Source organism: Williamsia sp. DF01-3, from assembly GCF_023051145.1.
In the GTDB taxonomy this organism is placed as follows: Bacteria; Actinomycetota; Actinomycetes; order Mycobacteriales; family Mycobacteriaceae; genus Williamsia.
Map to the genome: position 1 here is coordinate 1,248,823 of NZ_JALKFS010000005.1, position 17,280 is coordinate 1,266,102.

At 64.9% G+C, this 17,280-nt stretch carries 17 protein-coding genes; 15 read left to right on the top strand and 2 right to left on the bottom strand.

Features of this window, described 5'->3' with window-relative positions:
- The first annotated feature begins 41 nt into the window (after positions 1–41).
- From MVA47_RS07955 to MVA47_RS07985, 7 genes are all read left to right on the top strand, one after another.
- The gene (locus tag MVA47_RS07955; protein WP_247207396.1) at positions 42–1,991 is read left to right on the top strand and encodes an acyl-CoA thioesterase/bile acid-CoA:amino acid N-acyltransferase family protein; all 1,950 of its coding nucleotides are present in this window, start codon (positions 42–44) and stop codon (positions 1,989–1,991) included.
- 258 nt (positions 1,992–2,249) lie between these two features.
- Positions 2,250–3,875, top strand: a complete 1,626-nt coding sequence (gene groL, locus MVA47_RS07960; RefSeq protein WP_030173610.1) for a chaperonin GroEL — start codon at positions 2,250–2,252, stop codon at positions 3,873–3,875.
- 322 nt (positions 3,876–4,197) lie between these two features.
- Entirely contained in the window at positions 4,198–5,022 is an 825-nt protein-coding gene (locus MVA47_RS07965) for a DUF559 domain-containing protein (protein ID WP_247207397.1), read from the top strand.
- 184 nt (positions 5,023–5,206) lie between these two features.
- Positions 5,207–6,103 carry an MSMEG_6728 family protein gene (locus MVA47_RS07970; protein WP_247207398.1) on the top strand — a complete coding sequence of 299 codons (897 nt, stop codon included), beginning with the start codon at positions 5,207–5,209 and terminating at the stop codon, positions 6,101–6,103.
- Positions 6,104–6,216: 113 nt separating this feature from the next.
- A complete protein-coding gene (locus MVA47_RS07975; RefSeq protein WP_247207399.1) occupies positions 6,217–6,612 on the top strand; it encodes a hypothetical protein in 396 nt (131 codons plus the stop codon).
- 57 nt (positions 6,613–6,669) lie between these two features.
- Positions 6,670–7,335 carry a DsbA family protein gene (locus tag MVA47_RS07980; RefSeq protein ID WP_247207400.1) on the top strand — a complete coding sequence of 222 codons (666 nt, stop codon included), beginning with the start codon at positions 6,670–6,672 and terminating at the stop codon, positions 7,333–7,335.
- Positions 7,328–7,468 carry a hypothetical protein gene (locus MVA47_RS07985; RefSeq protein ID WP_247207401.1) on the top strand — a complete coding sequence of 47 codons (141 nt, stop codon included), beginning with the start codon at positions 7,328–7,330 and terminating at the stop codon, positions 7,466–7,468. The genes MVA47_RS07980 and MVA47_RS07985 overlap by 8 nt, the downstream gene beginning before the upstream one ends.
- Before the next feature lie 87 nt (positions 7,469–7,555).
- On the opposite strand, the gene htpG is transcribed toward MVA47_RS07985, so the two are convergent.
- Positions 7,556–9,529 (bottom strand): molecular chaperone HtpG, encoded by a 1,974-nt coding sequence (gene htpG / locus MVA47_RS07990; protein WP_247207402.1) that lies wholly within the window; start codon positions 9,527–9,529, stop codon positions 7,556–7,558.
- A gap of 144 nt (positions 9,530–9,673) precedes the next feature.
- Between htpG and MVA47_RS07995 the strand changes: the two genes are divergently transcribed.
- The 4 genes from MVA47_RS07995 (at position 9,674) to MVA47_RS08010 (ending at position 12,608) form a co-directional block, all read left to right on the top strand.
- The gene (locus MVA47_RS07995) at positions 9,674–10,345 is read left to right on the top strand and encodes a DUF4166 domain-containing protein (protein WP_247207403.1); all 672 of its coding nucleotides are present in this window, start codon (positions 9,674–9,676) and stop codon (positions 10,343–10,345) included.
- A gap of 514 nt (positions 10,346–10,859) precedes the next feature.
- Entirely contained in the window at positions 10,860–11,156 is a 297-nt protein-coding gene (locus tag MVA47_RS08000) for a WhiB family transcriptional regulator (RefSeq protein ID WP_247207404.1), read from the top strand.
- Positions 11,157–11,208: 52 nt separating this feature from the next.
- Positions 11,209–12,090 (top strand): aldo/keto reductase, encoded by an 882-nt coding sequence (locus tag MVA47_RS08005; RefSeq protein WP_247207405.1) that lies wholly within the window; start codon positions 11,209–11,211, stop codon positions 12,088–12,090.
- A gap of 86 nt (positions 12,091–12,176) precedes the next feature.
- Positions 12,177–12,608, top strand: coding sequence for a PPOX class F420-dependent oxidoreductase (locus tag MVA47_RS08010; RefSeq protein WP_030173571.1), 432 nt, complete (start codon positions 12,177–12,179; stop codon positions 12,606–12,608).
- A gap of 12 nt (positions 12,609–12,620) precedes the next feature.
- Here the strand turns inward: MVA47_RS08010 and MVA47_RS08015 are convergent, their stop codons facing one another.
- Positions 12,621–13,058 carry an SRPBCC family protein gene (locus MVA47_RS08015; RefSeq protein WP_030173568.1) on the bottom strand — a complete coding sequence of 146 codons (438 nt, stop codon included), beginning with the start codon at positions 13,056–13,058 and terminating at the stop codon, positions 12,621–12,623.
- A gap of 285 nt (positions 13,059–13,343) precedes the next feature.
- Between MVA47_RS08015 and MVA47_RS08020 the strand changes: the two genes are divergently transcribed.
- The 4 genes from MVA47_RS08020 to dinB all read left to right on the top strand — a co-directional run bounded on the left by MVA47_RS08020 (position 13,344) and on the right by dinB (position 17,193).
- Complete coding sequence (locus tag MVA47_RS08020) at positions 13,344–13,862, top strand: DUF6764 family protein (RefSeq protein ID WP_247207406.1); 519 nt, start codon at positions 13,344–13,346, stop codon at positions 13,860–13,862.
- Between the two features lie 185 nt (positions 13,863–14,047).
- Positions 14,048–15,016: a polyphosphate kinase 2 gene (ppk2, locus tag MVA47_RS08025; RefSeq protein ID WP_247207407.1), complete on the top strand. Its 969-nt coding sequence runs from the start codon at positions 14,048–14,050 to the stop codon at positions 15,014–15,016.
- A gap of 86 nt (positions 15,017–15,102) precedes the next feature.
- Positions 15,103–15,927, top strand: a complete 825-nt coding sequence (locus MVA47_RS08030) for a hypothetical protein (protein ID WP_247207408.1) — start codon at positions 15,103–15,105, stop codon at positions 15,925–15,927.
- 54 nt (positions 15,928–15,981) lie between these two features.
- Positions 15,982–17,193: a DNA polymerase IV gene (dinB, locus tag MVA47_RS08035; protein WP_023957550.1), complete on the top strand. Its 1,212-nt coding sequence runs from the start codon at positions 15,982–15,984 to the stop codon at positions 17,191–17,193.
- Positions 17,194–17,280 lie beyond the last annotated feature (87 nt).

The following is a 17,280-nucleotide window of genomic DNA, read 5'->3' on the forward strand; positions in this document are numbered from 1 at the left end:
CGCTGGGGTGAGAGCGGCAACCGAACAGGTAGGGAAGCAACGTGGGATTTGTGATCGGGTTCGCGCCCTGGATTCTGTTCTGGGTTCTGGTGGGTAACGCCGGTTTCCTGACGGCGGTACTGATCGCCTTCGCGCTGACCATCGCAGGTCAGGTCTTCCAGCGGTGGCGTGGCGAGCCCTTCCGCTCTCTGGAGGTCGGCACGATCGTGGTCTTCGTGCTCCTGGTGATCGCCGCCCTCACCCTCGACGACGACGTCCTGGAGCGCTGGCTGCAGCCGCTGTCGAATCTCGGCCTGTTCCTCATCGCACTCGGAGGTGTCCTGCTCGGCCGGCCGTTTGTCCGTGAGTACGCCGAGGACTCGGTGGATGCGAAAACCGCCACCACCGACGGGTTTCGCTACATCACCAACGCCATGACGTGGATGTGGGTGGCCGCCTTCGGTGCGATGACCCTGCTCTCGATCATCCCGCCGCTCGTCGACGGCGACGCGACCATCAAGGATGACGGCGATGCACTGTCGATCATCTGTTACTGGGTGGCGCCCTTCACGTTGCTCGGCATCGCCGGGGTGGTGTCGTCGGTGTTCCCGAACTGGTTCGAGACGCGTTCGGTGGAGGTGTCCGCCCGGGACGCGGGTGCAGAGGCGATTGTCGATCAGCCGTCGCCAGCGCCCGACACCACGGACGGTCTGGTGATCACCGCGCCGAGTTCGTCCCGGCACGACGAGAGTTTTGGCGTGCAGCTCACCGGTGCCGAACCCGGCTCCCGCGTGGAGATCGAGGTCAGTGGGACCGACCTGTTCGGTCGTCGCTGGCGCGCACAGGCAGCCTTCACGTCATCGGCCGACGGAACGGTCGACGTCGCCCGGGTTGTCCCGGTCGAGGGGGACTGGTCGGTCGCCGATCCGGATGCACCGCTGTGGGCGATGCGGCCCGACATCTCCGACTCCACGGCGCCGGACCTGTTCGTCCCTCCGGTCGGTCCCTGGCATGTGACCATCGAGGCGACCTCCGCTGGAAGGTCGGCCCGGCGAACGGTGTCGAGATTCCCGTCCGAGGTCGGCGTCGACGTGCGCGAGCTACAGATCGGCGGGCGAACGGCGCTCTTGGCGACGCCGGGTGGAACCGTGCCCGACGCGGGCTGGCCCGCGGTCGCCTGCTTCGGGGGGTCGGAAGGCGGGGTCGACTCGCAGCGCGCGACCATTGCGACGCTGGCCTCCAACGGCTTCGCAGCGCTGGCCTACTCCTGGGTCGACGAGTCGACGGCACACGCCGAGGCACCGCTGGCCCAGATCCCTCTCGAGCGGTTCGCCGACGCGGTCGTCACGTTGACGTCGCTGCCCGGGATCGACAGTGCGCGGATCACCGCGATGGGCATCTCGAGGGGTGCCGAAGGACTGCTCGCCGCGGCCACGGTCACGCAGCTGCCGGTGAGTGGCCTGGTGTTGATCAGCCCGAGTTCGGTGTCGTGGCAGGCCATCGGACCCGATGGCGAGATTCCTGACACCCCCACCTGGACATCAGGCGGGCAAACCGTCCCATGGGCACCGCTTCCGACCGGTTCCCTGATGCCTCAGTTGATCCGCAATGCGTGGCGCGTCCATCGCGACATCGCACACGGCCGCCCGAGTCTGCTGAAGCTGCACGACGCTTACACCGCAGGTCTCGACGAGCTCGGACCCACCACCAGCTCACCCGCCCGACTACGGAGTGAGGTCATCGACGTGCCCCTGCTCTGCATCTCCGGGACCGATGACCATCTATGGCCCTCCGAGCGAATGGCCGATGAATTGCTCGCCGCCCGCAACCATCCGCTGGACCAGCACGTGCGGCTCGAGAATGCGGGCCATCTGATTCGACTCGGGATGTTCCCCGGCACCGCGCAGTGGAGCGCGGGCATCGCCTTCGGAGGCACCGCAGCCGGTCAGGGGCAGGGGCAACGGGCAGCGACGACCGCTGTTCTCGGCTTCCTCAGTGGAGTCTTCGTTTAGCCCTGTACGCGGCGTAGAACCAGTCTCTGCAAAGGGTCGAGTTCCGCCTGTTCCAGCGGTCGAGCTCCGCCTCCGGCTCCGTCTCCCACCTTGCACTCGGCACCTGAGAGTGCTAAAACGGTGGCTGGCACTCGACAACCGTGAGTGCCAGGTTGGAACGGTGAGATCGGTCCTAATGACACGACCGATCGTCCGTCGCGGGCACCGGAACCAACCACCGAACTTCAGTGTCACCCCCTATCGGAGGATCACTTCGTAATGGCCAAGATCATCGCGTTTGACGAAGAGGCCCGTCGCGGCCTCGAGCGGGGCCTCAATGCCCTCGCCGACACCGTAAAGGTGACGTTGGGACCCAAGGGTCGCAACGTCGTGCTCGAAAAGAAGTGGGGCGCCCCCACCATCACGAACGACGGCGTCTCCATCGCCAAGGAGATCGAGCTCGAGGATCCCTACGAGAAGATCGGCGCAGAGCTGGTCAAAGAGGTCGCCAAGAAGACCGACGACGTCGCGGGCGACGGCACCACCACCGCCACCGTCCTGGCACAGGCACTCGTTCGTGAAGGTCTGCGCAACGTCGCTGCCGGCGCGAACCCGCTGGGCCTCAAGCGCGGCATCGAGAAGGCCGTCGAGGCTGTCACCGAGTCGCTGCTGAAGTCCGCCAAGGAGATCGACACCAAGGAGCAGATCGCTGCTACCGCTGGTATCTCCGCCGGTGACCCGGCCATCGGCGAGCTCATCGCCGAGGCCATGGACAAGGTCGGCAAAGAAGGCGTCATCACCGTCGAAGAGGCACAGACTTTCGGCCTGAGCCTCGAGCTCACCGAGGGCATGCGCTTCGACAAGGGCTACATCTCCGGCTACTTCGTGACCGACGCAGATCGCCAGGAAGCCGTTCTCGAGGATCCGTACATCCTGCTGGTCTCCGGCAAGGTGTCGACCGTCAAGGACCTGCTGCCGCTGCTGGAGAAGGTCATCCAGGCCGGCAAGCCGCTGCTGATCATCGCCGAGGACGTCGAGGGCGAAGCCCTCTCGACCCTGGTGGTCAACAAGATCCGTGGCACCTTCAAGTCTGTTGCCGTCAAGGCTCCGGGCTTCGGTGACCGTCGCAAGGCCATGCTGGCCGACATCGCCATCCTCACCGGTGGCGAGGTCATCAGCGAAGAGGTCGGCCTGTCGCTCGAGAGCGCCGGCGTCGAACTCCTCGGCACCGCCCGCAAGGTCGTTGTCACCAAGGACGAGACCACCATCGTCGAGGGCTCGGGCGACTCCGACGCCATCGCCGGTCGTGTGTCGCAGATCCGCGCCGAGATCGAGAACAGCGACTCCGATTACGACCGTGAGAAGCTGCAGGAACGTCTGGCCAAGCTGGCCGGTGGCGTTGCTGTGATCAAGGCCGGTGCTGCCACCGAGGTCGAGCTCAAGGAGCGCAAGCACCGCATCGAAGATGCCGTGCGCAACGCCAAGGCTGCTGTCGAAGAGGGCATCGTCGCCGGTGGTGGCGTGGCTCTGCTGCAGTCCGAGCCCGCCATCGACGGACTCTCCCTGGAAGGCGACGAGGCCACTGGCGCCAACATCGTCCGCGTCGCTCTGGAGGCTCCGGCCAAGCAGATCGCGATCAACGCAGGCCTCGAGCCCGGTGTTGTCGCCGACAAGGTCCGCAACAGCCCGCTGGGAACCGGCCTCAACGCCGCAACCGGTGTGTACGAGGACCTGCTGGCCCGTGGCATCAACGACCCGGTGAAGGTCACCCGCTCGGCGCTGCAGAACGCAGCCTCGATCGCGGCTCTGTTCCTCACCACCGAGGCCGTCGTTGCCGACAAGCCCGAGAAGAACGCTGCACCGGCCATGCCGGGCGGCGACGAGATGGGCGGCATGGGCTTCTAGTCCACGCTTCTCGCTCTACCGTTCACGCGAACCGGCCCACTCCCTCGGGAGTGGGCCGGTTTCGTTTGTGTGTGTTTGGGTGCACGCAAGTTGGTGTCCGGGGGCTGGATGTGACGTCAGCGGGGTACTTGTGCGCACTCAGCCCCATCGCGCGTGCCTGGTTGCACACAAGGCGGGACCTGAAGGCCGGATGTGACGTCAGGGACCGATCTGTGTGCACTCAGCCCCGCCTATACCACTGATGGCGAAGACACGTCACCGGCTATCCACAGGCTGTGGATAGCCGGATGCGCGAATTGTGTTTTGCGTCAACCATGATCGGATGGGGGAAGTACGAACACGTGCGCAGCTCTTAGCGGGCGGGATGACCAACCGCGAAGTCTCGCGTCTGAATCGACTATTGCCTGAGGTCTACTCGACGTCCGACCCGGGATACGTCGAACTCTGTGCGGCAGTCATCCTGTGGAAGCCGGCTGCCGTACTCAGTCACACCACCGCTGCTTGGTTGTGGGGATTGCTGGAGGACGAGCCCGAGATTGTCGAGGCCACCGTTTCGCCGAGCGTCTCGGTCCGCGGGCCGAGCTGGGTGCGCTTGCATCGGCGAACCGATGTACACGCGGTGCGCCGCAAAGGGCTGCCGGTGGTGCCAATCGAGCACTGCCTCATCGACGTCGCCACCACGCTTGACCAGCTGGCTCTCGAGGCTCTGTTCGACGCCGCAATCGGAACGCGGGTGAACTGGCGGGCAGTCGCTCGCCTCTGCGAGCGTTCACCAGGACGCCACGGAATCGTCGCCGTTCGCGAGCAACTACGCACGTGCTGCCCTCTCACCCGCTCAGAACCGGAGAGATTGGTTGCGCGTGCATTGAGTGCGCGAAACTTCCCGCTCGAGATCAACGCGAGAGTCGGCCGCTACTACGGCGACCTGGTGTGCCGTCGTGCAAGGGTCATCGTCGAAATCGACGGACGCGAATTCCACACCGACCCTGCAACTTTCAATAACGACAGAAAGCGCCAGAACGAACTCGTCGACGATGACTGGCGCATCCTTCGCTACTCGGCCGCGACGGCGATCGCCAGCCTCGACGAAGTCGTCGACGACATCATCCGCGTCGTGCGTAAACGTCGCCGAAGCAGGCGGGGCTGAGTGCACACAAGTAACCCGCCGACGTCACATCCAGCCCTCCTAGGGGACATGCGATGGGCCTGAGTGCACACAGGATGGTCCACGTCGTCACATCCGGCCGTCGGACAGCGACTCGTGTGCAGCCAGACCCGCCACCCCCACCACCCCACCGCATCAAATCGCCGCGAGGGGGTATGCGAACTCCATGCAGACCTTCTTGCCGTATCCGGACTTCGCGCGCTCGGCCGCCGTGCTGGACGTGCCGCGGTTGGGGAAGCAGCGGGTCGAAACACTGCAGATCCTGCGGGCGCTCGAATTGTTCGACTACGGGTGGGGGAGTCATCCGGCGGTGCAGATGTGGCGTGGACACACCCCTGCCTTGGTTTGCTACGGACTGACCTTCGTCGAGGTGTGGACCGCGGGCGGGCGGGCCGACACCACCGCGGGGCAGATCGCGGAGTTCGCACCGGAAGTGGTCGGGCGCCCCCAATCGGAGCTGGTGGCCGATGGCCTGATGCCCCCGTGGTGGGACGACGAACGCCTCTACCTCAGTCACCGCGCCGCATTGGTCCGGAAGGATCCGGAGTTCTACGTCCCCGTGTTCGGGGAGATGGATGGCGACATGCCGTACTTCTGGCCCGACCCTCCAGAAGTCCCGACGCAGCTGCGCACCGGTGACCGCACGGTCTGGGTGGTGCGGCCGTCATCTGCAGAGCAGTACGAAGAGTTCAGGCGCCACAGCATCGTCGGTTTCGGGACCGAGTCCGGTATCGATGTCATCGCGGCGGCAGGTGGCGATCTCCGCGCGCTGCTGAAGGAACGAGCTCCGGGACGTCGGCCGGGCAAGGACCTGCGAGTCCTGGCATCGTTTGTCGGTGACCTGTCCGTGGGCGACGAGATCGCGGTGCCGATTCCGGACACGTTGGATCTTCACGTAGGAAGGCTGACGGGAGAGTATCAATTCTCGCGCAGTGCAACGACTCTCGTTCCGCACCGCAGACGCGTGCAGTGGGAGGGGGTACTCGCCCGCAGCGACGTCATACCGCCCGCACTGTTGCAGAATCCGCGGGCGCTGTTCCCCGTGCCCGTCGCGCCTCGATAAACAGAACTCAATCTGTGTGATCACTGCTCACGGCGCCGGAGATGGACAAGCAAACGCGAATTGAGTAGTTTCACGCTGCCGTGGCCTTGGTGCGCGGTCCTACTCTCATCGTCATGACCTACGGTCCTCCCGCCATGACGTACCCGCGCCCCACCCCGGTTCCGGCGATTCCACCCCGCAGTCCGGGCCTGGTCGTCGACCTCATCGCGACGCTTTTCTTGCTGGCTCTGCAAGTCCTCGTCCTCGTGGGCAGCGTGTACATGAGTCTCTTCTTCGTCATGGCCACCGACAGCTGCTACGCCGATCGGTGTGACACGGACAATCTGCTGTGGGCGTACGTCGTCGCAGATGGTGGAGGTGTGGCGGTTGTGGTGGTGTCGATCATCGCCGCGTCAATCTTGATGGTGCGGCGCCGGGTGGCGTTCTGGGTTCCGGTGGTAGGCCTGATCCTGCAGATCTTCACCTTCGCGCTCGGAGCCGGATTGGCCGGCAGCGTCGTGCCGTCCTGACACGCCGGTCTACGTGACGCTGGGAATGCCGATCGGCACCAGGCTGTTGCACGTCACATGGCTTCGATCACCGTGGATATCTGGTCCGACATCGCGTGCCCGTGGTGTTACATCGGCAAACGCAAGTTCGAGGCCGGGCTCGCCGACTTCGCCGGCCGCGACGACGTCGAGGTGACCTACCACAGCTTCGAGCTGGCGCCAGATACCCCGGTGGACTTCGACGGCTCGGAGATCGACTTCCTCGTGCAGCACAAGGAGATGCCGGCCGGGCAGGTGCGCCAGATGCTCGACCAGGTCAGCGCCATCGCGGATGAGGTCGGACTGCGGTACAACTTCGATGCACTGCTGCACACCAACACCCGCAAGGCACACGAGCTGCTGCACTACGCCAAGCAGCATGGCAAGCAGCTGGAGATGGCAGAGCGACTGTTCGCCGCCTACTTCAGCGAGGGGCGGCACCTAGGGCGCGACGAGGAACTCGCCGAGCTGGGCGCCGATGTGGGTCTCGACCGCGGCGCCATCGAGAATGTCCTGGCGGCAGGCGATTACGTCTCAGCGGTTGACGCCGACATCGCGCAGGCACGTGAATACGGCATCAACGGGGTCCCGTTCTTCGTGATCGACGGCCGCTACGGGGTGTCCGGCGCCCAGGCTCCCGAAACCTTCACCTCGGTGCTCGAGCGTGCACGAGACGAAGTGAAGGACGTCACCGCCGATGTCTGAAAAGCCGCCTCGGACTCTCGAACTCGTAGGCGACGTTGATGCCGGGGCCTGCGTCGACGGTGTGTGCACACTCCCGGTGCCGGACGAGTCCGCCGCGCAGGCGCCGACCCAGGACGGCCGCGACACTCAGTGAACTGCCGACAAGCGGGCCCCTGCTCCGACCGAGGCGACGTGAACTCGCGCTCGAGGGAGCAAGGGCCCGCTCGTCTGATCCGAACCGCTATTGGGGCGTCACGGTCTTGGTGAGCAGGTTGGCCAACGTCTTGCTGAAGGCAGCCGGCTGCTTCGGGGTGCCACCTTCGGCCAGCAACGCTGCGCCATAGAGCAATTCGGCCGTCTGCCGAAGCGACTCGTCGTCGCCGCGAGCCGCGAAGGCCTCCTGGAGTCCCTTGGTGAGGGCGTGGTCGGGGTTGAGTTCGAGGATGCGCTTGCTGTCAGGCATCGGGTAGCCCGATTCCCGGTACATCCGTTCGAGGGCGGGCGAAAGACTCTGGGCCTCACCGACGATGCAGGCCGCCGAATCGGTGAGCCGGCTCGACAACCGCACCTGACTGACGTCGTCGATGAGGACGCCGGTCAACCAGGTGAGCAACTCGTCGAATTGCTTGTTGTCTTTGTCGTCATCTTCCTTGTCCGCTGTATCGGACAGATCGACTTCGCCCTTGGCCACGGACTGCAGGGGCTTACCCTCGAAATCGAAGATCTGGCCGACCCACATCTCGTCGATCGGGTCGGTGAGCAGCAGCACCTCGATACCCTTCTTCTTGAACGCCTCGAGATGCGGCGAGTTCTCCAGCTGCTCGCGTGATTCGCCTGTGGCGTAGAAGATCTGGCTCTGGTCGTCCTTCATCCGTTCGACGTACTCGGCCAGCGTTGTGGCGGTGTCGACCGAATGGGTGGAGCTGAACGAACAGATCGCCAGGAGCGCGTCCCGGTTGTCTGCGTCCTGCAGCAAGCCCTCTTTGAGGACCCGGCCGAACTGCGACCACACGGTGTCGTACTTCTCGCGGTCGTTGGCCCGCATGTCCTTGATCGTCGAGAGAACCTTCTTGGTCAACCTCCGGCGGATGGCCTTGATCTGCCGGTCCTGCTGCAGGATCTCGCGAGAGACGTTGAGAGACAGGTCTTGCGCGTCGACGAGCCCCTTGACGAAACGCAGATACTCGGGCATCAGCTCTTCGCAGTCGTCCATGATGAACACGCGCTTGACGTAGAGCTGGACGCCGGTGCGGCGTTCGCGCATGAACAGGTCGAACGGCGCCGTGGACGGGATGAAGAGCAGGGCCTGGTACTCGAAGGTGCCCTCGGCCTTCATCGGGATGATCTCGAGAGGCTCGTCCCATGCGTGGCTGATGTGCCGGTAGAAGTCCGCGTACTCCTCGTCGGTCACCTCCGACCGGGGTCGGGTCCACAGCGCCTTCTGCGAGTTGAGCACCTCCGTGGTGGTGGTCTCGGTCGGCTCGTCGGCGTCGGCGGCCGCGTCATCCGTGTCGTCGCCGGGGGCCTTCGGCGGCACGGGAGTGGTCACGTCCATGCGGATGGGCCACGAGATGAAGTCGGAGTACTTCTTGACCAGCTGACGGATCTTGGGCACCGAGGTGTAATCGTGCAGATCGTCCTCGGCGTCCTCGGGCTTGAGGTGCAGCGTCACCGAGGTGCCCTGCGGTGCCTCGGCGACGTCCTCGATCGTGTACGTGCCCGCGCCTGCCGATTCCCACCGCGTCGCGGAGGTCTCGCCGGCCTTGCGGGTCAGCAGGGTGACCTTGTCGGCGACCATGAACGTCGAGTAGAAACCGATGCCGAACTGGCCGATGAGCTCCTCGGCGGCGCCCGAGCCCGCAGCCTCGGCCTCTTTTGCCTCTTTCAGCTTGCGACGGACATCGGCCGTACCCGACTTCGCGAGCGTGCCGATGAGGTCGACGACCTCGTCGCGAGACATGCCGATCCCGTTGTCGGTGATGGTGAATGTCCGGGCGTCGGGATCCAGTGAGATCTCGATGTGGAGGTCGGAGGTGTCGACCTCGAGATCCTTGTTCCGGTACGACTCCAGGCGCAGCTTGTCGAGGGCATCGCTGGCGTTGGACACCAGCTCGCGGAGAAATGAATCCTTGTTCGAGTAGATCGAGTGGATCATCAGATCCAGGAGTTGCCGCGTCTCGGTGGCGAACTCCATCTCTTCGACTTGAGCGCTCACGTGATGCTCCTTCGGTTGTCGCAGGGTCTGTTGTTACAGGGTGTTGCTGGCAGTATTCGGTCGCGGGGTCCGACCAAACATTTTAGGCAGGCCGCTCGTAGTACATTCAGACCTCATGTCTGGTACGGGGAACGGTCGGTATCGGTGAGTTCGGTCATCCAGAATGTTCTCGGTCGGGAATTCGAGAACCTGCATCCCAACATGCAATGGCGGTATGGGATCGATTCCACCTCGCAACTGTCGCAGGTGGCCGGTGGGATGCTCGAGTCGGTCTACTGCTCGGCGATGCTGCCCGCGATGTTGTTCCACATGCGTAAACGCAACGCGATGCCCACCAAGACCAGCAGGCTCGTCCCGTTCACGATGCACAACTACTGCTATCAGGACGAGCTCGGGCGCGAATGCCTCGCGGTCCTTCGGTCGTTCGACTACACAACCGGCTCACATGGGCTGAACTCACTGCTTGTCGACGGCCGCGAGGGACTGGTCGACTACTTCGGCGACGGCCCGGAACTGCTGTGGCCGCTCGAGGCACACGCCGACGCCCGCGGTTCTCTGGTCTTCGAGAGTGGCCCGATGCGGCTGCTTGCCGGCCCGAAGGTCGGCATGCGCGGTCTTCTCGCTGCGCGGATGAGGTACATCGAGGGCTGGGACGAACGGCACAACCGGTTCCGGGTGGATGCCTCGGTGCGCAACCCGGTCCTCGGTGAGCTCATCCACTACCGCGGGTGGTTCACCGCCCGCGACGAGTCCTGCAACCTGCGTGACATCCCGGACGAGGCCTGGCCGTTGCGGCTCGAAGAACGCGAGCACTGACCAGCGCGGGTTTTTCGATCCAGGGCGGGGCAGACCGCTTGTCGGCCTGATCGGCGCGGACATTTGATCAACGTGATCCTAAACCTCGCGACGGGACGCGGTCGCGGGCTCAATGGTCGGGTAGCCGTTCATTGGAGCCTTGTCATGTCTTGTGTGTCGAAACTGTTGTCGCGCGTCGGTTCGGTTGGGCACAGGGGCGCTTCATGACTTCTGTGTCAGCGAATCCGGGTCGATGGGTAAGTGCGGCAACGCAAGCCGACGACAGGCAGGCGCGCTCGCTCCTGGCCGCGCGGGCTATCGAGTACAGCAGGCGTTACGGGGGAACATCATGCGGATGGTTCGCCCGTCTGCGTGAAGGTCTCGACTCCGTCGCAACCTGAGCGCTCACGGTAGGTCTGCATGACTGTCCGCCCTACCGATGTCAATGGTTCGGACTCGGTCGGCCACAACACTCCGCTCGGCGCTCGTCGTCATGAATGCTTGGCGGCGGAGAGCGATCAACCAAGGGGAGTGGATGGTGGGAGTGTTGGCGTTCGGCGCCGAATCGGGTGTGGGCGGCTGGGATTGGCGGGTGCGCGGGCGCTGCCGTGACCAGGGGATCGACTGGGAGATCTTCTTCGCACCGTCAGGACGAGAGCCTGCTGCAGTCCGACGGCGCCGCGAGGCCGAGGCCAAAGCGCTGTGCAACGGCTGCCCCGTGGTGCGGCAGTGCCGCGACCATGCCGTGGAGTTCGACGAGAAGCACGGCATCTGGGGAGGGATGACGGTCGACGAGATCGCGGCCGTCGCTCGTGACGCCCGTTCGGCGTGAGCCGGCCGCGATGTGGAACGGCCGTACCGCTGCTTCTCGTTACGCTGGTTCCATGACCACAAATGTTCCGACCATCGACCTCAACTCGGGGACGTCCATTCCGCAGCTGGGCCTGGGGGTGTGGCAGGCGTCCAACGAGGAGACCGAGCAGGCCGTGCGGTCTGCGATCGACGACGCCGGGTACCGCCACATCGACACCGCGGCCGCGTACGGGAACGAAGAAGGTGTCGGCCGTGCTCTCGCGGCCGCGTCCGTGGATCGTTCCGAACTGTTCGTCACCACAAAACTGTGGAACGCCGACCAGGGATTCGAGCCGGCGAAGAAGGCGTTCGATCAGAGCTTGTCGCGGCTCGGGCTGGACTACGTGGATCTCTACCTGATCCATTGGCCTCTGCTGGACGACGACCGATTGCTCAGGACGTGGGACGCGCTCGAGGAGATCGCGCAGAGCGGTCGAGCAAGGGCGATCGGCGTGTGCAATTTCGAACCCCGCCACCTCGAACTGTTGGTGAATCGGGGCGGAACGTTGCCGGCCGTCGATCAGGTGGAATTGCATCCGCATCTGCCGCAGCAGCAGATCCGCGACGTCGCGGACCGGCATGACATCGCCGTCGAATCGTGGAGCCCACTGGGAGGCACCAGCAATTCGGGCTGGGGCAAGGACTCCAAACCGAACACCCTGTTGACCGATCCGCTGATCTCCCGGATCGGTGAGCAGCACGGCAAGTCCCCAGCCCAGGTACTGATCCGCTGGCATCTGCAGAACGGTCTCGTTGTCATCCCCAAGTCGGTCAATCCCGACCGGATCGCCCAGAACATCGACGTGTTCGACTTCGAACTCACCGACGCCGATCTCGGCGACATCGCCACGCTGAACGATGGGGTACGCGTGGGTGCAGACCCCAACGAGTTCAACGTCGGTGCTCCTGAATGATGGTGTGACGCAACACTGAGCGGGATGACCCGGGTACCGAGATCGGCGTACTTGCGGCACCGAACGCGTGGGGCGATAGTCGAGGTATGCCCACCGACCGAGCTGCCCTGTCCGAGTTCATCACCGAACACACCCGTGGGACCCTGGCGACCATCCGGCGCAGCGGGGTCCCGCAACTGTCCACCGTCAGCTACTCCTTCGATCCACGAGAGCAGTGCGTACGCATCTCGGTCACCGCGGATCGGGCAAAGGTCGCCAACCTGCGTCGTGACCCGCGCGCCAGTATCCACGTGAGCAGCGCTGACGGCTGGAACTACGCGGTGGCCGAGGGGCGCGTGGAACTGAGCCCGGTGGCAGCCGCGACCACCGAGGACGACACCGTGTCGGAGTTGATCGACCTCTACCGCGACGTACTCGGCGAACATCCCGACTGGGACGACTTCGCCCGCGCCATGGTGGAGGACAAGCGATTGGTCATCCGGCTCTACGCCGAGCACCTGTACGGCCGTATCGGCTGACGGCCCGGGCTGTCAGCGCTGGCGGCGCTTGGCCTCCTCTTTGAGTCCCTTCTGCGCGGTGTTGAGCGCCGTCTTCTGAGCCTGTTTCACGATCAGCCCTGGCAGCTTCACCTTCAGTTCCACGTCGAGCACGAACTCGACATGGGTTTTGTCACCTTTGGGGGTGATCGTGTACTGGCCGTGCTGATAGCTCAGCTGATCGGCTTCGATCAGGTCCCAGGTGCAGGTGTTCTCGGTCCAGCTGTAGTCGAGGAGCTGGTGGTCGGTCAGGCCGACCGCCTGCAGTTCGAGTTTCACCTTCTTGGGTGCGCCGTCCTCGTGTTCTTCCAGGATCTCGACCTTTTTGTGGGGGCCGGACCACTGCGGCAGCGACTCCACGTCCATCAAGATCTCCATGACGACGGCGGGAGGGGCGTCGATGTCGAATTCGGTCTTCGCGTTGACAGGCATGGACCAAAAAGTACACCTGCCGGCGTGCCGTCCCCTCGCTTTCGCGCGGGGGAGTCGCGGCGACGTGGGCATTGTCGGCAACGGAGCTTTCGTGATCAGACCGATGCACAAGAACGGGGCCTGTGTCCGGTCCGGCCGGAGTATGGTCTGTTCGGTAAGGCCGACGTGGTACCACTGCACCGGCCGGCCATTGCCTTGACGGGGGGCACTGGATACGTGTTTTCGTTCGTGATGGGATCAATGTTGTTCAGTAGTAATGTCTTTCGTGTTCGTTCTCGTGGCTTGGTGCGGGCGGGGGTGGCCGGGCTGATCGGTACCGCGGCGCTCGCGCTGGCCGGTCTCACAGGGGCGGGTGGAGCATCGGCCGACCCGTTGACCTGCACTGCGGCCAACGGGCACAACGTGATTCGGACAGACGGGTACGGCGCGTGTGGAGCGAAGGCCGGCCCCGGCAGCTTTGCGCATGCCGAAGACCACAGTCGCAACGGCACCGCCGTCGCATCGTCGAACACCGGCGGAAACGCCAATGCGTACAACCTGCAACCGAATACGTCGGCTCTGTCCGGTGCGGTGACGGGTGGCACGGGATACTCGATCACCACCGGGCCCGGCGGGATGGCCGTCAGCCAGGCTCGTGCGGGTGGCACGTCGATAGCGGTTGCCGGCTGGGGTGGTTCGGCCTACTCGGGTCCCTACGGCACCACGTGTTCGGGCAGTTTCGCCGCGGCGGTCGACACCTCGACCGGACAGGCCTGCATCGGATCCGGCGGCATCTGGCTCTCCACCCCGCGGCCGGCCTCTTAGAACCCACACTGCGGGGGCGCACATCTACCCCCGCACCTCCATGCGAAGGGCGGCGCCGATCACGGTGTCGCCCTTTGCCCTGTCTTGGTGTCGGCGTCTGACCGGTGACGACCTCGAGCGTCTGCATCACCGCCAGTTCACCCTTCGGCCATGTAACAGCGGTGCGTCCGGTTTAACTTGGAGAGGTGAATGAAATTCTGCGCCTCTCGGATTTCGGGCCCGACCACCCCGACGTCGGTCCCGACTTCAGCGTCGTCGCCGGCCGCGAGGCCCTCCAAAAGATCGTCGACCTCGCCGACACCACCCAGTTCCTCGTCGACGACCGCGATGATGACGATCCCCGCCTCCTGACCCTTCCCGGGCGCAACGTCATCGACACCTGGCGTGAGGACTATCCGTACGACGAGCGCATGAGTCGCGACGAGTACGAGCTGGAGAAGCGGCTGCTGCAGATCGAGCTGCTGAAGTTCCAGAAGTGGAGCAAGCGCACGAGCAGCCGGCACGTATTCCTCTTCGAAGGGCGCGACGCGGCGGGCAAGGGCGGCACCATCAAACGATTCATGGAGCATCTGAACCCGCGCGGTGCCCGGGTCGTCGCGCTGGAGAAGCCATCCGAGCGCGAATCGACCCAGTGGTACTTCCAGCGATACGTGCAGCATCTGCCCGCCGCCGGGGAGATCGTCATGTTCGACCGCTCCTGGTACAACCGCACCGGTGTCGAGCGGGTGATGGGGTTCTGCACCGACGAACAACACGCCCAGTTCCTGCGGCAGGCACCACTCTTCGAGGCCATGCTGATCGACGACGGTATGGATCTGGTGAAGTTCTGGTTCTCGGTGTCCCCGCTCGAACAGCGCACCCGCTTCGCGATTCGTCAGGTTGACCCGGTGCGTCAGTGGAAGTTGTCGCCGATGGACATCGCGTCGCTGGACAAGTGGGACAAGTACACCGCGGCCAAAGAAGAGATGTTCGCGGAGACCGACACCGAAGAAGCGCCGTGGATCGTCGTCAAGAGCAATGACAAGAAGCGGGCCCGCATCAACGCGATGCGGTACGTGCTCAACCTGTTCGACTACGACGACAAGGACGCCAACATCGTCGGGGAGCCGGATCCGCTCATCGTCGGCCGGGCACGCGATCTGCTGGGAGAGTGAGAGCGTCGGTGGCACTCCCGAGTGGTCGTGTTACGACGTTGGCCTGCCTACCGCGGTTCATGCCGCCCGATCTGTAACCTGAGCCGGTGCGTTCCTTTCTTGCCGCAGTGCTGTGCCTGGTCGCCATCGTCGCGGCCGCCGTCGCCGTGCCCGCGTTCTTCGTGAACGAGCGGGTTGTCGATCGTGACGGATTCCGGGAGACCGTGGCGCCGCTGGCCGACAACACGACCGTGCAGCGGTACATCGCCGACGAGATCACCGCCCAGGTGTCGTCGCAGGCGCCCCTGGTTCCCGATGGCCTGATCGCTCCGCTCGCCGACGCCTATACCAAGAGCGACAACTTCGAGCAGGACTTCGCCGACGCGATGATCCAGCAGCACGATTGGTTGTTCAAGGAGGCCACGCCCGAGAACGAGGGCGAGGTGATGTCCCTCGACCTGACGGCGATGGTCAACCGTGTCATCGCGGACGTGGGTTTCGGTGGCATCGAGATCAAGGGGCCGATCCTGGTGCCGCTGAGCGATTCTGCCCAGTCGGGACTCGAGGCGGGTCGGTACCACAATCTGGGCAACCAGATCGGTCTGCTCGCGATCAGCTCGTTGGTCATCGCGGTGGTCGCCACGGTGCTCGCCCTCGTGGTCGCACGACGGCGGGGCTTTGTGCTCTTGGCCGTGGGCTTCGGGGTGATCCTCGGCGGGATCGCGACGTGGCTCCTCGGGGAAGGCGTGCAACGACGGGCCCTCGACGAGGTCTCCGGTGCCGATGACTCGGCCCGGGAGGTCGCCGACATCATCGTCGACAAGGTCGTCGGTGACATGCAGGAGGTGGGCCTGATCGCAGTCGGCGCCGGCGTCGCCCTCGGTGCGGTGGGCCTGCTGATCTCGGTTGCGCTGGAGCGTCGCCGCTACTGACTCGCGCGTCGGGGCAGGCACTCCACGAGTGGTGTCGGACCGGCATGCGAACATGTGTTCGTGTCCGAAGAGCCGCGGGAGCTGGCCAGCATCCTGCACGCCGACCTCGACTCCTTCTATGCCTCGGTCGAGCAGCGCGACCACCCCGAGCTGCGCGGCCGTCCGGTCATCGTGGGCGGTGGAGGCGTGGTCCTCGCGGCGAGCTACGAGGCCAAGGCCCGCGGGGTGCGCACTCCGATGAACGGCCGTGAGGCAGTCGCCCTGTGCCCGGACGCCGTGGTGATGCGGCCCCGTTTCGACAGCTACGTCGAGGCGAGCCAGGCAGTATTCGACATCTTCCGGGACACCACGCCACTGGTGGAGGGCATCTCGATCGACGAGGCGTTCCTCGATGTCGGCGGTCTCTACCGGGTGAGTGGGTCACCGGCCGAGATCGGCGCCCGATTACGCGAGCGGGTGAGGATCGAGGTCGGGCTGCCGATCACTGTCGGCATCGCGCGCACCAAGTTCCTTGCGAAGGTCGCGAGTGCGGTGGGAAAGCCGGACGGGCTGCTCGAGGTGCCGCCCGGTGGTGAACTCGAGTTCCTGCACCCGTTGCCGGTGGAACGGCTCTGGGGTGTCGGGGCGGTGACGTCGCGCAAGCTGCGCGACGCGGGTCTGTCCACCGTGGGCGACCTCGCGGCCGTTGGTCAGCCGACTCTTGCGTCGCTGCTCGGGCGCGGCGCCGGTTCGCACCTGTATGCGCTGGCGATGGCGCGCGATCCACGCCGGGTGGAGGTCGGGCGTCGCCGCCGGTCGATCGGGTCACAACGGGCGATGGGGCGGCGACCCAAAACCCAGGAGGACCTCGAGGCGTCCATGGTGGGCATCGTCGATCGGCTCGGTAAACGCCTGCGTAAAGCAGAACGCGTGTGCCGCACCGTGATCCTTCGGTTGCGGTTCGACGACTTCACCCGGGTGACGCGTTCACGAACTCTGTACGAACCCACCGACGGCACCCAGGTACTCATGACGGCCGCGCGTGCCCTCCTCGACGAAGCCATGCCGATGATCCGGGACAAGGGCTGCACGCTGATCGGGTTGTCGTTGACGAACCTCGACAGCAACGACTCCATCCAGCTCGCGCTGCCGTTCGACGAGCATCACCAGGAGAAATTGGACATCACCATCGACGGGCTCAGGGACCGTTTCGGGGCGGGCGCGGTGACCCGGGCAGTTCTCATCGGACGCGATCAGGGCATGGCCGCGCCGATGCTCCCCGACTGACACCAGCAAGGCGGGAGAGCTCGACGAATCGGGTCGGGAGCGTCAGCGCGAACACAGAATCTCGGGTTACGGTTGCTGAATGTCTTG

Bases quoted from the DNA above. Each gene is read 5' to 3' on its own strand.
- groL (WP_030173610.1), top strand. From the start codon at position 2,250: ATGGCCAAGATCATCGCGTTTGACGAAGAGGCCCGTCGCGGCCTCGAG.
- MVA47_RS07965 (WP_247207397.1), top strand. From the start codon at position 4,198: ATGGGGGAAGTACGAACACGTGCGCAGCTCTTAGCGGGCGGGATGACC.
- MVA47_RS07970 (WP_247207398.1), top strand. From the start codon at position 5,207: ATGCAGACCTTCTTGCCGTATCCGGACTTCGCGCGCTCGGCCGCCGTG.
- MVA47_RS07975 (WP_247207399.1), top strand. From the start codon at position 6,217: ATGACCTACGGTCCTCCCGCCATGACGTACCCGCGCCCCACCCCGGTT.
- MVA47_RS07980 (WP_247207400.1), top strand. From the start codon at position 6,670: ATGGCTTCGATCACCGTGGATATCTGGTCCGACATCGCGTGCCCGTGG.
- MVA47_RS07985 (WP_247207401.1), top strand. From the start codon at position 7,328: ATGTCTGAAAAGCCGCCTCGGACTCTCGAACTCGTAGGCGACGTTGAT.
- MVA47_RS08000 (WP_247207404.1), top strand. From the start codon at position 10,860: ATGGTGGGAGTGTTGGCGTTCGGCGCCGAATCGGGTGTGGGCGGCTGG.
- MVA47_RS08005 (WP_247207405.1), top strand. From the start codon at position 11,209: ATGACCACAAATGTTCCGACCATCGACCTCAACTCGGGGACGTCCATT.
- MVA47_RS08010 (WP_030173571.1), top strand. From the start codon at position 12,177: ATGCCCACCGACCGAGCTGCCCTGTCCGAGTTCATCACCGAACACACC.
- MVA47_RS08015 (WP_030173568.1), bottom strand. From the start codon at position 13,058: ATGCCTGTCAACGCGAAGACCGAATTCGACATCGACGCCCCTCCCGCC.